The organism is Paractinoplanes atraurantiacus (assembly GCF_900215205.1).
GTDB classification, from domain to species: Bacteria; Actinomycetota; Actinomycetes; order Mycobacteriales; family Micromonosporaceae; genus Actinoplanes; species Actinoplanes atraurantiacus.
In genome coordinates this window covers 17986-32143 of sequence record NZ_OBDY01000017.1, presented here as the reverse complement: position 1 = coordinate 32143, position 14158 = coordinate 17986, and the positions used below count along the sequence as shown (strand labels likewise).

Genomic DNA, 14158 nt, shown 5'->3' with positions numbered 1-14158 from the left:
AAAATCTACCGGCGCCGCGCTCCCGGCCCCGGACGGGGCAGCACCTCGCGGTAGTCCCCGATCTCGTGGTCACCCTCGCACACGACCCGCACGCTCACCTCGTCGCCGCAGTCCCGGTGCTCGTACCGCAGCGGCGGCCCCTCCGGATCGGCCAGATGGCGATCACCCCACGCGGCCACCGCGATCAGCACCGGATAGAGGTCGAACCCCTTCGGCGTCAGCCGATATTCGTGCCGGACCCGCGCCCCCGGCTCCTGGTAGGGCTCGCGGCGCAGCACCCCGTTCTCCACCAGCATGGCCAGCCGATTCGTCAGCACCTGGCGCGGAATGTGGGTCCGTACCCGCATGTCGTCGAAGCGCCGGATGCCGCTGAAGATCTCCCGCAACACCACCACGGTCCACTTCTCGCCGAGGATGGCCATCGACCGCTCGATCGTGCAGGAGTCGACCGACCAGGCCAGCGCCTCGGGCTCAGTGGAATTCATGACACCAGGCTAAGTCCACTGGACAGACCCAGCAAACGGCTGCCAGGCTGCGTCCATGACCCAGACCCAGCAGGACGTACGCACCCGGACCTTCAGCTGGACCGACCCCGCCCTCCACGCGGACCTGATCGGCCGCCAGACCGGCCTCGAGCTCCTGCGGGCCATGGCCTCGGGCGACCTGCCCGCCCCACCGATCATGCACCTGATCGACTCGGCCGGCATGCAGGTCGAGCACGGCTCGGTCACCGTCTTCCTCGACCCACAGGAGTTCCACTACAACCCCCTCGGCACCATGCACGGCGGCGTCATCTCCACGCTGCTCGACACGGCCGCCGCCTGCTCCGTCCACAGCACCCTGCCGGCCGGCGTCGGCTACACCAGCCTCGACCTCAACGTGAAGTTCCTCCGTCCGGTGACCCTGGCCTCCGGCCGCCTGACCTGCACCGGCAGCGTCCTGCAGAGCGGCCGCCGCACCGCGCTGGCCGAGGCCCGCCTCACCGACGCCGGAGGCCGCCTCGTAGCCCAGGCCATGTCGAGCTGCATGATCTTCCCATTGCCCGGCCAGTGAAGCACCTGCTGGCCGCCCTCGACGGCGCCCGCCTGCACGACATCCTGCTCCCGGGATATCTGGACACCGACGACGGCCCGCCCCGCTTCGTCCAGCTGATGGGCCGCGCCTACCTCGACCTGGGCGACCGCCTGCTCCACCTGGACGGCGCCGCCTACGAGGGCGCCCTGACCTTGAGCTTCGCCACCAAGCCCACCACATCGGACTACATGGCCGGCGAGGACGAGGAGTTCGCCACCGCCTCGATCGGCTCCCTGTTCTTCGACACGAGCACGGCCCCGGCCATCACCGAGGTCCGCTACGTGACGACGGCCCGCCACGGCACGCGCGCCCCCGACCCGGCCCCCGGCTCGGCCCTGGTCCGCTGCGCCGAGTTCCGCCTGCGCTACGGCGGTCGCCTCTTCTTCGACCCGATGACCTTCGAGCGCCTGCGCATGGCCGCCTCCGACGGCTACGACACGTGGCACTCGAACGACCGCCCCCGAGACGAGGAAGTCTTCGGCCCCATCCAGGAACACCACTGGACGGCAGGAACTTCGGGGTGAGTCAGCGCCGCCAGGCGCGGGCGTTGCAGGACAGCCCGGAAGCCGGGAACGGCCCGGACCACGACGATGCTGGTCCCTGCGGCGGGGGCCTGTCGGCCCCTCCGTATATCTAAGAGTTTTTCTTCAAGAGACGCTGGCGGCGGGCCTCGCGCTTCTCCTCGAAGCGGGCGGCCTGGGACTCGAGGTCGGCCATGTGGGCGGCCAGCTCCTCGCGGGCCTTCTCGCCGTCGCCGGTCAGGTCGGTGCGGTTGAAGACGTTCCACTGGCGGATCACCGGCTGGAGGACCTCGTCGCGGTGCTGGCGCAGGTCGTAGATGCCGGCCAGGGCGATCGACAGCGCCTTGCGGCCGAAGCCCTCGATGTTGGCGCCGGGCATCTCGAAGCCGCTGACCACGTCGGTCACCGCGCGCATGGCGTGGTTGGGGTCGAGGTCGAAGGCGGCGGCCAGCAGGTTGCGGTAGAAGACCATGTGCAGGTTCTCGTCGGCGGCGACGCGGGCCAGCAACTGCTCGGCGATCGGGTCGCCGGTGGCCTTGCCGGTGTTGCGGTGCGAGATGCGGGTGGCCAGCTCCTGGAAGGCGACGTACGCGATCGAGTGCAGGATCTCGTCGGGGTGGTCGTTGCTGTAACCCGACTGCATGTGTGACATGCGGGCGCGTTCGAGCTCGGTCGGGTCGACGGCGCGAGAGACGGTCAGGTAGTCGCGCAGGGCGATGCCGTGCCGGCCCTCCTCGGCGGTCCAGCGGTGCACCCAGGTGCCCCAGGCGCCGTCGCGGCCGAACAGCGTGGCGATCTCGTGGTGGTACGAGGGCAGGTTGTCCTCGGTGAGCAGGTTGACGATCAGCGCGGTCCGGGCCACGTCGGGGATCTTCGAGTCGTCCTCGAGCCACGGGTCGCCGCCGAGCAGGCCGTCGAAGGTGCGGCCGTCGCTCCACGGCACGTACTCGTGCGGGAACCACTCCTTGGCCAGCGACAGATGCCGGTCGAGGTTCGTCGCGACGACGGGCTCGAGCTCGATGAGCAGTGCTGTCTGATCCATACCCCATACCTCCTGCAGCCCAGCACTCCCTACGGTTACGCAACCGTAGGTTACTCCCCCGGCCTGTCAACGGACGGGGCGCTGGCACGCGTCGACGAAGATGGATGGCTCCGACCGACCATCGAGGAGGCAGTCTTGTTTCGACGTGCGCTCATCGCTCTGATCGCCACGGCCGGGTTGATCGCGCCGGCGGTCCCGGCGGCCGCGGCTGACAAATCGGTTCTGCAGGACAAATTGGACGCGGTGCACGCGGCGGGCATGCCGGGCGCGTTCGCCGAGGTCCGCGACGGGAAGAAGACCGTACGGCTGGCCACCGGGGTCAGCGACGTGACCACCGGCGAACCGGTCCGCAACGGCCTGCGCCACCGCGTCGGCAGCATCTCGAAGACGTTCCTGGCCACCACCGTGCTCCAGCTCTCCGGGGAGCGCCGGCTCGACCTGGACGCGCCGATCGGGCGCTACCTGCCCCGGCTCGTCCCGGCCGACGTGGGGCGGCGGGTGACCCTGCGGACGCTGCTCAACCACACCAGCGGGATCGGCGACTACGACACCGAGCTGATCAAGACCGCGGAGGACATCGTCACGCTGTGCGAGACGACCTACCGGCCCGAGCAGCTGGCCCGGATCGGGCTGGCCGCCGCGCCCACCGAGCCCGGCGTCTACTCGTACTCCAACACCAACTACGTGCTGGCCGGGCTGATCGTCGAGAAGGTCACCGGGCACAGCTACCGTGCGGAGATCGGCCGGCGGATCCTGAAACCGCTCGGGCTGCGCGACACGTACTTCGAGGGGACCGACCCGCTGATCCGCGGGCCGCACATGAACGCCTACGTGCCCTGGTACGAGGGCGAGCTGCGCGACTTCACCCGCTGCAACATGTCGTGGGGCTGGGCCGCGGGCGAGATCGTGTCGACCGCGAACGACCTGAACGTGTTCTACCGGGCGCTGCTGACCGGCCGGCTGCTGAAGCCGTCCCTGCTGGCCCAGATGCAGACCACGACCGGTGTGGACGGCTACGGGCTCGGCCTCTACTACGTGGATCTGCCGTGCGGCCGGGTCTGGGGCCACGACGGCGGCACCATCGGGCACGTCACGGTCTCCTGGCACAGCCCGGACGGGGTGCGCCAGGTGACCTACGCGCAGAGCATGTCGTTCTATCAGACCTCGCCGACCGAGCCGCACCCGATCGACGTGGCGGTGATCGACTTCCTGGTCACCGCGCTCTGCGGTGACCAGGCCGTCAGTCTCAGGACGTCCTACGTGGAGCCGTTCAGGACCCGCTGATCACCGGGTACAGGTCGGCGGCCGGCGCCTCCCACGTGGTGGCGTCGGCCTCGACCTGCTCCCCCGAGCGGATGTCCTTCACGGTGTCGGGCTCACCCTCACGGCCGGGGAACCAGACGTACGGGATGCCGCGCTTGTCGGCGTACTGGATCTGCTTGCCGAACTTGGCGGCGGTCGGCGCCACCTCGGCCGGGATGCCGCGCCTGCGGAGCGCGGCCGCCGTCCGGTCGCAGGTGCGGCGCAGCTCCTCGTTCGGCAGCGCGACCACCACGCAGGTCGGCACCGAGCGGGAGACGCCCAGCGCGTTCTGCCCGAACAGGACGCCGAGCATGCGGGAGACGCCGATCGAGATGCCGACACCGGGGAACTTCTCGTTGCCGACGGTGGCCAGGTTTTCGTAGCGGCCGCCCGAGCAGACCGAGCCGAACCGCTCGTAGCCCTCGAGCTGCGTCTCATAGACCGTGCCCGTGTAGTAGTCGAGGCCGCGCGCGATCTTCAGCTCGGCCACGACGAGGCCGGGGTTGAGCTCACGGGCCGTCTCGACCACCTGGAGAAGCTCGTCAAGACCTTCATCGAGAAGCGGGTCCTGTACGCCCAGTTTGCGCACCGCGTCGGCGAAAGAACCGTCCTCGGAGGAGATCTCCGCTAGCTGGAGACACGCCTCGGCCTGCTTCTGCGATGCGCCGGCCGTCTCGATCAACTGGTCGATGACCTTTTGGGCGCCGATTTTGTCCAGTTTGTCGACGACGCGCAGCACCTGGGCGGTGTCCTCCAGGCCCAGGCCCCGGTAGAAGCCCTCACACACCTTGCGGTTGTTGACCTGGATGCGGGCCTTGGGCAGCGGCAGCCCGGACAGCACGTCACCGATGACCAGCGGCATCTCGGTGTCGTAGTGGAACGGCAGCGTCCCCCGGTTGACCACGTCGATGTCGGCCTGGAGGAACTCGCGGTAGCGGCCCTCCTGCGGCCGCTCGCCGCGCCAGACCTTCTGGATCTGGTAGCGCTTGAACGGGAACTGGAGCTTGCCCGCGTTCTCGGTGACGAAGCGGGCGAACGGCACGGTCAGGTCGAAGTGCAGCCCGAGCTGGTCGTCGCTCTTCTGGCCTTCCTCGGCCTGCAGGCGGCTGAGCAGGTAGACCTCCTTGGAGGTCTCCCCCTTGCTCAGCAGGGTGTCCAGCGGCTCGACCGAGCGGGTCTCCAGCGGGGCGTAGCCGTACAGCTCGAACGTGGCCCGCGCGCGGTCGATCACCCGCTGCTCGATCATGCGCTGCGGCGGCATCCATTCGGGAAAACCGGAAATGGGCATTCTCAAAATCTCCTAGGAAAAAGTCTCAGAGACCACGGTGCGGCGCTGCGATCAGTTCCCGCAGGTACGGGTTCTGCGCGCGCTCGCGGCCGATGGTCGTGGCCGGTCCGTGGCCGGGCAGGACGACGGTGTCGTCGGCCAGCGGCAGGATCTTGTCCCGCAGGCTGGCCAGCATCGTCTCGGTGCTGCCGCCCGGCAGGTCGGTGCGCCCGATCGAACCCTGGAAGAGGACGTCCCCGGAGAGGCAGACCTGGTCCGCGTCCCACGTGGAGCCCGCTCCGGGCAGGCGGAAGAGCACCGACCCGCCGGTATGGCCCGGCGCATGGTCGACGGTCACCTCGAGGCCGGCCAGCGACAGCGTGGCGCCGTCGGTCAGCTCGGCCACGTCCTCGGGCTCCGAGTACTCGATGCGGCCGCCGAACAGCTGGTTGAGGTCCATGCTGAGGCCCTTGGAGGGGTCGGCCAGCATCTCCCGGTCGGCCGGGTGCACATACGCCGTGATGCCGCGCGCGCCGCACACCGGGGCGACGGAGAAGGTGTGGTCGAGGTGGCCGTGGGTGAGCAGCACCGCGGCCGGGTGCAGCCGGTGCTCGGCCAGCACCTCGTCGAGGCGGTCGAGCACACCGATGCCGGGATCGACGATCAGGCATTGCTCGCCGGGGCCGGCGGCCACGACGTAGCAGTTGGTGCCGAAGGCATCGGCCGGAAAGCCGGTGACGAGCACAACGGCCCCTCTCTCACAGATTAGAGCGAAATCGTAACGAGAGTAGCCCGGCGGTCGCACACCACTTTCTCAGGAGGTACCCGTACACTCTTGCGGGCGTGTGACAAGGGTCGTAGGAAGGACAGGTTTCGGTGGCATCCAGCAGGGACCGCCAGCGCAAGCTGGCGCGGGCGAAGCTCGATCGGCAGATGGCCCGGCGAGCCGTGAAGGAGCGCCGCCGTCGCCGCATGCTCGCGGGCGTCGGGGCCGGCGCCGCGGTCCTGCTCATCGTCGCCGGCATCGCCTGGGCCGGCGGGGCGTTCGACTCCGACGACACCGAGACCGCGGCGGCCGAGGACATTTGCGCGTGGACGCCGCAGAGCGCGACCGCCAACACCAACCTCAAAGAGGTCGGCACCCCGCCCACCACGGGCATACCGACCTCCGGCACCCGGACCATGACGATCGCCACCAACCAGGGTGACCCGATCACGGTCAGTCTCGACAACACGCTCTCGCCCTGCGGCTCGGAGAGCCTGGCGTTCCTGGCCGGCAAGAAGTTCTACGACAACACCGACTGCCACGAGATCACCTCGTACGGGGCGATCCGCTGCGGCGACCCGAGCGGCACCGGGCAGGGCGGCCCGACGTACAGCGTCTACAACGAGAACGTGCCGACCGCGCCGGAGCCCGCCCCGTCGGCCTCCACCGGCACGGCGGCGAAGACGCCGCTCTACCCGAAGGGCACCGTCGCCCTGATCGGCGACCCGCCGGGCACCAACGGCAGCCAGTTCCTCATCTTCGCCAAGGACTACAGTCCGGCCACGCCGGAGTTCTCGATCGTCGGCACCGTGGCGGGCGGCCTCGACACCGTGACGAAGATGAGCAAGATCGCGACCGTGGCGAACGCGGCCGGCGACAAGGTGAAGCCGAAATCGAAGATCACCATCAAGAGCCTGACTGTCGGCGACGCGGCTGCGGCCACGCCCGCGGCGCCGTCGGCGAGCACCCAGTCTTAATCCCCTAGGCCGATCACAGCAGGAGGAACACCGTGTCGTCGATCAAGGACCGGCAGCGCGCGGCGGCGCGGGCCCGGCTCGAGAAGGAGATGTCCGAGCGTGCCGCGGCAGCCCGCAAGCGCCGGCAGCGTCAGGCCATCATCGGCTCGGCGATCGCGGTCGTGCTGATCGCCGGCGCCGGGGTGCTCATCGTCACCCAGCTCAACAAGGACGACAAGAAGAGCACCAGCAACGCGGCCGGCGTCCCCGCGGGCCAGGTCGCCTGCACATGGACGCCGGACGCCGGCGGCGGCAAGACCAAGGACGTCGGCACCCCGGCCGCGACCGCGCCCAACACGGGCAAGGACGTGCTGACGATCGAGACCAACCTCGGCACGATCAAGGCCGACGTGGACAAGTCCAAGGTGCCCTGCACCGCGGCCAGCTTCGAGTTCCTCGCGTCCAAGAAGTTCTGGGACAACACCAAGTGCCACCGTCTGGTCAACGAGGACAAGTTCCGCGTGCTCCAGTGCGGCGACCCGTTCGCCACCGGCAAGGGCTACCGCGAGACCGACGGCCAGGGCGGCCCGAGCTACACCATGGCCGAGGAGAACCTCCCGACCGACACCAAGAACCCGTACCCCGCGGGCTCGATCGCGATGGCCAACACCGGCCAGCCGGGCAGCACGGGCAGCCAGTTCTTCATCTGCTCCGAGGACACCCAGCTGTCGGCGAACTACACGCTGCTGGGCAAGATCACCTCGGGCCTCGACGTGGTCAAGGGCGTGGTCAAGGCCGGTGACGACGGCGCCTTCAAGGAGTCGGCCGGCGGCGGTCACCCCAAGAAGGAGATCAACATCGAGTCGATGACGATGGCCGCGGCCTGATCTTCCTGACCAAGAAAAAGGGCCCCCTCGGGGGCCCTTTTTCTATGCGCCTGACGTGACGCGGTAAGCGTCGAAGACCCCGTCGACCTTGCGGACGGCGGCGACCAGATGCCCGAGGTGTTTCGGGTCGGCCATCTCGAACGTGAAGCGGCTGACCGCCACCCGGTCGCGGGTCGTGGTGACCGTCGCCGACAGGATGTTCACCCGCTCCTCGGACAGCACCCGGGTCACGTCGGCCAGCAGCTTGTGCCGGTCGAGCGCCTCGACCTGGATGGCGACCAGGAACGTCGACGCGCTGGTCGGTTTCCAGGTCACCTCGACCACGCGCTCCTCCTGCTCGCGCAGGTCCTCCGCGTTGGCGCAGTCTTCCCGGTGGACGCTGACGCCGCCGGAGCGGGTGACGAAGCCGAAGACTGCGTCGCCCGGCACCGGGGTGCAGCAGCGGGCCAGCTTGACCCACACGTCGCTGACGCCCTTGACCACCACGCCCGGGTCCTGAGCCGTGCTGCGGTTGCGCGGCGGGCGGGTCGCGACGGCGGTCTCGGCGATGTCCTCGACCGCGCCCTCCTCGCCGCCGAAGCCGGCGACGAGTTTCTGCACGACGGACTGCGCGGAGACCGTGTTCTCCCCGATCGCCGCGTACAGCGAGGCCACGTCGGGCAGGTGCAGGTCGCGGGCGATGGTCGTCAGGTTCTCGTTCGTCAGCATGCGCTGCAGGGGCAGGCCCTGCTTGCGCATCGCCTTGACGATCGCCTCCTTGCCGACCTCGATCGCTTCCTCGCGGCGCTCCTTGTTGAAGTACTGCCGGATCTTCGTGCGGGCCCGGGGGCTCTTGACGAAGCCCAGCCAGTCCTGCGTCGGGCCGGCGTTCGACGATTTCGACGTGAAGATCTCGATGACGTCGCCGTTGGACAGTGTGGACTCGAGCGGGACGAGCTTGCCGTTGACCCGGGCCCCGATGCACTTGTGCCCGACCTCGGTGTGCACCGCGTAGGCGAAGTCGACCGGGGTCGAGCCCGTCGGCAGCGGGATGACGTCGCCCTTGGGGGTGAAGACGTACACCTCCTGGCTCGACAGGTCGAACCGCAGCGCGTCGAGGAACTCGCTCGGGTCGCTGGCCTCGCGCTGCCAGTCGAGCAGCTGCCGCAGCCAGGTCATCTCGTCGATGTGGGCCGGCGGGCCGACGATCGTCGCGCCCTTCTGCTCCTTGTACTTCCAGTGGGCGGCGATGCCGAACTCGGCCGTGCGGTGCATCGCGAAGGTGCGGATCTGCATCTCGACCGGCTTGCCGGTCGGGCCGATGACCGTCGTGTGCAACGACTGGTACATGTTGAATTTCGGCATCGCGATGTAGTCCTTGAACCGGCCCGGCACCGGCTGCCAGTTCGCGTGGATGACGCCCAGCGCGGCGTAGCAGTCGCGGACCGTGTCGACCAGGATGCGCACGCCGACCAGGTCGTAGATGTCGTTGAAGTCGCGGCCCCGCACGATCATCTTCTGATAGATCGAGTAGAGGTGCTTGGGGCGGCCGGTCGTCTCCGCCTTGATCTTCGCGGATTTCAGGTCGAGCGAGACCCTGTTGGTCACCTGGCGCAGCAGCGCCTCACGCTGCGGCTGGTGCTCGCCGATGAGACGGTTGATCTCCTCGAACCGCTTGGGGAACAGCGTGCCGAAGGCGAGGTCCTCGAGCTCCCACTTGATCGTGTTCATACCGAGGCGGTGGGCCAGCGGGGCCAGGATCTCGAGCGTCTCCTTGGCCTTCTGCTCCTGCTTGGGGCGGGGCAGGAAGGTCAGGGTGCGCATGTTGTGCAGCCGGTCGGCCAGCTTGATGACCAGCACCCGCGGGTCTTTGGCCATGGCCACGACCATCTTGCGGATCGTCTCGGCCTTGGCCGCGTCGCCCAGTTTCACCCGGTCGAGCTTGGTGACGCCGTCGACCAGCAGCGCCACCTCGGCGCCGAAGTCGGACTTCATCTGCTCGAGCGAGTAGTCGGTGTCCTCGATCGTGTCGTGCAGCAGGGCCGCGACCAGTGTGGTCGTGTCCATGCCGAGGTTGGCCAGGATCGTGGCCACGGCGAGCGGATGGGTGATGTAGGGGTCGCCGGACTTGCGGTACTGACCCGAGTGCCAGCGGGCGGCCACGTCGAAGGCGCGCTGGAGCATGCGCCCGTCGGCCTTGGGATGGCTGGCCCGGTGGGTCGCGATCAGCGGCTCGAGCACCTCGCTGACCTGGGTGCTCTGCCACGGCGCGTTGAAGCGCGCCAGGCGGGCCCGGACGCGGCGCCCCGTGGGCGCGCTGGCCAGGCCGAACCTTTCCTCACCGGTAGGCAGCGGCTGCGTGTCGTCGGCGTCGGCCGCGGGAACGGCCGGCCGGGGACCCTCAGGCCGCGTCTCAGCCGCGGGCGCCGTAGCGTCCGCACCGGTCCGTGTGTTCTCGGTCGGCTGCACCGTGCCCTCCGCCGGAGGGGCGACGTCGCTGGACACCGGCCTCCTCACACCCTCGTCGATTGTGGGTTGGTTCACCTGGTTAGGAACGCCATCCTACCCGCACGCTCTTCCCCGATAACCCGGCTGAACGCCGAGAAAAGAATCAGACGGTCAAGAGCGCGTGCACCGTACGGGGGCTGAGCCGCTCCCGGCCCTTCAGGAACGCCAGCTCCATCAGCACCGTGAAGCCGGCGACCGTGCCGCCGGCCCGCTCGACCAGCTCCAGCGCCGCGGCCGCCGTGCCGCCGGTGGCGAGCACGTCGTCGACCACCAGGACGCGCTGTCCGGCGATGAAAGCATCCTCGTGCACCTCGAGGGCGGCTTCGCCGTATTCGAGCTCGTACGAGGCCGACAGAGCCTTGCGTGGCAGCTTCCCCGCCTTGCGCACCGGCACCACGCCGGTGCCGGTGGCGTAGGCGATGGCGGCGGCCACGACGAACCCGCGGGCCTCGACGCCGGCCACGACGTCGAAACTGCCCTCGCCGTGGTGCGCGATGATCCCGTCGATCACCTGGCGGAACGCCGGCCCGTCCGCGAACAGCGGCATGAGGTCCTTGAAGACGACGCCCGGCTTGGGGAAGTCGGGCACGTCCACGGTGCCGCTCTCGACGATCGCGGCCAGGTCGGTGTGCTGGTCTGTCACGGGCGCAAGCTTTCCATAACGAAAGGGGCGGCCCGACCGGGCCGCCCCTTTTCGCGTTTCTGATCTCAGCGGCGCTTGCCACCCGGCCGGTTGCCCGGTCCGCGGTTGGTGTTGCTGCCGCCGCTGGTCCGCTTGGCCGTGGGCCGGGCGCCCGGCCGTGGGGCCGAGGAGGCCAGGGCCGGAGCCTCGTCCGACTCGGCCATGTTCGACGAGCGGCCACCGGTGCGCTCGCCGCGGGCCACGTCACCGGACTTGGCCGAGGCGCGCCGGGCCAGGACCCGGGCGGTGTGCGCCTTGATCTTCGGCTCGCGGTCCTTGAACACGGTCAGCAGCGGGGCCGCGAACATGATCGAGGCGAGGACGCCGAAGCCCATGCCCACGAACAGCACCAGGCCGAGGTCCTTCAGCGTGCCCGCGCCGAGCAGGCCGGCGCCGATGAACAGCAGGCCGCCGACGGGCAGCAGCGCCACCAGGCCGGTGTTGATCGAACGCATCAGGGTCTGGTTGACGGCCAGGTTGGTCGCCTCGTTGTAGGTGCGGATGCTGCTCGCGGTGATACCGCGCGTGTTCTCCTGCACCTTGTCGAAGACGACCACCACGTCGTACAGCGAATAACCCAGAATCGTCAGGAAGCCGACCACCGTCGAGGGCGTCACCTCGAAGCCGACCAGCGAGTACACGCCGGCCGTGAAGATCAGGTCGAGCAGGAGCGAGGAGACGGCCGCCGCCGCCATGCGCCACTCGAACCGGATGATCAGATAGATCATGACGACGATCAGGAAGATGATCAGACCGAGCAGGGCCTGCCTGGTCACCTGCCCACCCCAGGCCGCGGAGACCTGGTCGTCACTGACCTTGGTGGCGTCGAGCTTGAGGTCGGTGACCAGCGCGGTCTTGGCCTGCTCGGCCTGCGCCGCCGTCAGCGTGGAGGCACGGACCGTGTAGGTGTCGCCGCCGCCGCCGGTGCTGCCGAGCGTCTGCGAGGAGACGACCTCGGCGTTCGGGTCGACCGACTTGATCGCCCGCTCGACCGCGTCGGACACCTCGTCCTGGGTGTAGGTCGTGCTGCCGGTCGTGGCCGGCACGCTGAACGACGTGCCACCGGCGAACTCGATGCCCAGGTGGAAGCCGCGGATCGCGATGCTGGCGATGGAGATCACCACGAGCACGGCCGCGATGGCGAACCAGAGCTTCCGGCGGCCGATGATGTTGACATTGGCCTCGCCCGCGTAGAGCCGGGCGGCAAGACCTTGGCTGGCCATGTCAGGCCTCCTTGACGTCGGTCGGAGCGCGGCGCAGCACGCGGCCGAGACCACTCACGCGCGGCGAGAGGAACGCCTTGGTGCTGGCGAACATCGTCATGATCGGGTGACGGAAGAGGAACACCACGACCAGGTCGAGCACCGTCGCGACGCCCAGTGCGAAGGCGAAGCCCTGCACCGCGCCGACCGAGACGATGTACAGCACCACGGCGGCGAGGATCGTGATCGTGTTGGCCGAGATGATCGTGCGCCGGGCGCGGGCCCAGGCCCGTGGCACCGCACTGCGCGGGCTGCGGCCCTCGTGGATCTCGTCCTTCAATCGTTCGAAGTAGATGACGAACGAGTCGGCGGCGACACCCAGTGACACGATGAAACCGGCGATGCCGGCCAGGGTCAGGGTGAAGCCGACCGTGCGGCCCAGGAAGACCAGGGCGCCGAAGGTGAGCAGACCCGACAGCAGCAGGCTCAGGAAGATGACCGAGCCGAGCAGACGGTAGTAGAAGAACGCGTAGATGGCGACCAGGCCCATGCCGATCGCGGCCGCGATCAGACCGGCCTGCAGCTGCTGGGTGCCCAGGGTGGCCGAGACCGTCTGGGCCGGGCCCGAGCTGAAGGTGACCGGCAGCGCGCCGAAGTTCAGCTGGTCGGCGAGCTCCTTGGAGCTGCTCGCGTTGAACTGGCCGGTGATCTGCGAGGTGCCGGTGAGCACGCCCTGGATCTGCGGGGCCGAGATGACCGACTTGTCGAGGACGACCGCGACGGCGCAGTGCTCGATCGAGCCGTACATCGCCGTGGCGGCGGTGTAGCAGGGCGCGTCCGAGGTGGCCTCGAAGGCCTGCCGGGTCAGCGCGGCCCACTTGGTCGAGCCCTCGCTCTTGAAGTCCAGCGAGACGACCCACTGGCCGTTCTGCTGGTCGAGCTGCGGGCTGGCCTTGGAGATGTCGTCACCGACGACCTTGGCCTGGTCCATCAGGATCTTGCCGCCGTTGTAGCAGGCGACGACCTGCTTGCCCACGGCGTCGATGGCGCCGTTGGGGCGGGCGTCGAGCTGGGTGCAGCCGATGGTCGGCACGTACATCTGCATCTGCGGGGTGAGGACGTTGACCTCGTCGCCGCTGAGCTTCGCGAACGGGGCGTACGGCTTGCCGGCGGTCGGGTCGGTGCTCAGGTCGACCGGCGCGGTCAGCTTGCTCGCGGCGGCCCAGGCGGCCGTGCCGACCTTCTTCTGGACCTCGGCCAGCAGGGCCTTCTCGTCGGCCGAGGCCGGAGGCGCCGCGGGGGCGCTCGCGCTCGCCGAAGCGGACGGCGTCGGGGTCGGCGTCGGGGCCTTCACGACCTCGCCGCCGCCCTGGCCACCGGTCGAGGCGCTGCTCGACACGGCCGGGGCGCTCGCGCCGGTCGAAGGCTTGGCGGACGTCGACGGCTTGGCGCTGCCGGACGCGGCCGCCGAGGGCGTCGCGGTCGGCGGGTTGAGCGCCACCGTCGAGACGTCGCCGGTCGCGCCGATCACCAGGCGGAAGCGCATCTGCGCGGCCTGCGACAGGTCCTTGAGCTGGTCGTCGGCCTTACCGGCGAGGGAGACCACGATGTTGCGGTCACCCTGGATGACCACCTCGGCCTCGGAGACGCCGAGCGCGTTGACCCGCTGGTCGATGATGTCGCGGGCCTGCTCCATGCTCTCCTTGGACGGCACCTGGCCGCCCTGGACGGAGGCGATGTAGGTGGCCTGCGTGCCACCGACCAGGTCGAGACCCAGTTTCGGGTGCAACCGGTCGGTGAAGCTGCCACTCGCCCCGCCCGCGAAGAAGACCAGCAGATACAGAACGACGAAGATGAAGCCGAGCACGGCGAGCTGCCGTCCGGGATGCATCTGCCCCTGTGGTGGTCGTGCCACGGCTTTCGGTCTCCCTGTGTCTTACGTGCCTGATGTCCGATTCTGGTGGCCGCGCGC

Annotated in this window: 13 protein-coding genes; 5 read left to right on the top strand and 8 right to left on the bottom strand. The window is 69.2% G+C overall.

Features of this window, described 5'->3' with window-relative positions:
- Positions 1-5 precede the first annotated feature (5 nt).
- Entirely contained in the window at positions 6-485 is a 480-nt protein-coding gene (locus CRP55_RS30960; RefSeq protein WP_097324452.1) for a winged helix-turn-helix transcriptional regulator, read from the bottom strand.
- Positions 486-540: 55 nt separating this feature from the next.
- On the opposite strand from CRP55_RS30960, the gene CRP55_RS30955 reads away from it, so the two are divergent.
- On the top strand, positions 541-1053 hold the full coding sequence (locus tag CRP55_RS30955; protein WP_097324450.1) for a PaaI family thioesterase: 513 nt from the start codon (positions 541-543) through the stop codon (positions 1051-1053).
- Positions 1050-1598 (top strand): hypothetical protein, encoded by a 549-nt coding sequence (locus CRP55_RS30950; protein ID WP_097324447.1) that lies wholly within the window; start codon positions 1050-1052, stop codon positions 1596-1598. The genes CRP55_RS30955 and CRP55_RS30950 overlap by 4 nt, the downstream gene beginning before the upstream one ends.
- Before the next feature lie 109 nt (positions 1599-1707).
- Here CRP55_RS30950 and CRP55_RS30945 read toward each other — a convergent pair whose 3' ends face one another.
- Positions 1708-2637, bottom strand: a complete 930-nt coding sequence (locus tag CRP55_RS30945; RefSeq protein WP_097324444.1) for an acyl-ACP desaturase — start codon at positions 2635-2637, stop codon at positions 1708-1710.
- A gap of 135 nt (positions 2638-2772) precedes the next feature.
- Here CRP55_RS30945 and CRP55_RS30940 point away from each other — a divergent pair, with 135 nt between their 5' ends.
- Positions 2773-3921: a serine hydrolase domain-containing protein gene (locus CRP55_RS30940; protein ID WP_245923495.1), complete on the top strand. Its 1149-nt coding sequence runs from the start codon at positions 2773-2775 to the stop codon at positions 3919-3921.
- Here CRP55_RS30940 and hisS read toward each other — a convergent pair.
- Together hisS and CRP55_RS30930 are read right to left on the bottom strand one after the other, a co-directional pair.
- Positions 3908-5227, bottom strand: a complete 1320-nt coding sequence (hisS, locus tag CRP55_RS30935) for a histidine--tRNA ligase (protein WP_097324441.1) — start codon at positions 5225-5227, stop codon at positions 3908-3910. The genes CRP55_RS30940 and hisS overlap by 14 nt on opposite strands.
- 25 nt (positions 5228-5252) lie before the next feature.
- Positions 5253-5951, bottom strand: a complete 699-nt coding sequence (locus CRP55_RS30930) for an MBL fold metallo-hydrolase (protein WP_097324438.1) — start codon at positions 5949-5951, stop codon at positions 5253-5255.
- A 131-nt stretch (positions 5952-6082) separates the two neighbouring features.
- Here CRP55_RS30930 and CRP55_RS30925 point away from each other — a divergent pair, with 131 nt between their 5' ends.
- Both CRP55_RS30925 and CRP55_RS30920 read left to right on the top strand, forming a co-directional pair.
- The gene (locus CRP55_RS30925) at positions 6083-6949 is read left to right on the top strand and encodes a peptidylprolyl isomerase (protein WP_097324436.1); all 867 of its coding nucleotides are present in this window, start codon (positions 6083-6085) and stop codon (positions 6947-6949) included.
- A 32-nt stretch (positions 6950-6981) separates the two neighbouring features.
- Entirely contained in the window at positions 6982-7815 is an 834-nt protein-coding gene (locus tag CRP55_RS30920; protein WP_097324434.1) for a peptidylprolyl isomerase, read from the top strand.
- A gap of 42 nt (positions 7816-7857) precedes the next feature.
- Here CRP55_RS30920 and CRP55_RS30915 read toward each other — a convergent pair whose 3' ends face one another.
- The 4 genes from CRP55_RS30915 to secD all read right to left on the bottom strand — a co-directional run bounded on the left by CRP55_RS30915 (position 7858) and on the right by secD (position 14077).
- Positions 7858-10299, bottom strand: a complete 2442-nt coding sequence (locus CRP55_RS30915; protein ID WP_097324430.1) for a RelA/SpoT family protein — start codon at positions 10297-10299, stop codon at positions 7858-7860.
- A gap of 106 nt (positions 10300-10405) precedes the next feature.
- The gene (locus CRP55_RS30910) at positions 10406-10945 is read right to left on the bottom strand and encodes an adenine phosphoribosyltransferase (protein WP_097324427.1); all 540 of its coding nucleotides are present in this window, start codon (positions 10943-10945) and stop codon (positions 10406-10408) included.
- 65 nt (positions 10946-11010) lie between these two features.
- Entirely contained in the window at positions 11011-12207 is a 1197-nt protein-coding gene (gene secF / locus CRP55_RS30905; protein ID WP_097324424.1) for a protein translocase subunit SecF, read from the bottom strand.
- A 1-nt stretch (position 12208) separates the two neighbouring features.
- Complete coding sequence (gene secD / locus CRP55_RS30900; RefSeq protein ID WP_097324421.1) at positions 12209-14077, bottom strand: protein translocase subunit SecD; 1869 nt, start codon at positions 14075-14077, stop codon at positions 12209-12211.
- Positions 14078-14158 lie beyond the last annotated feature (81 nt).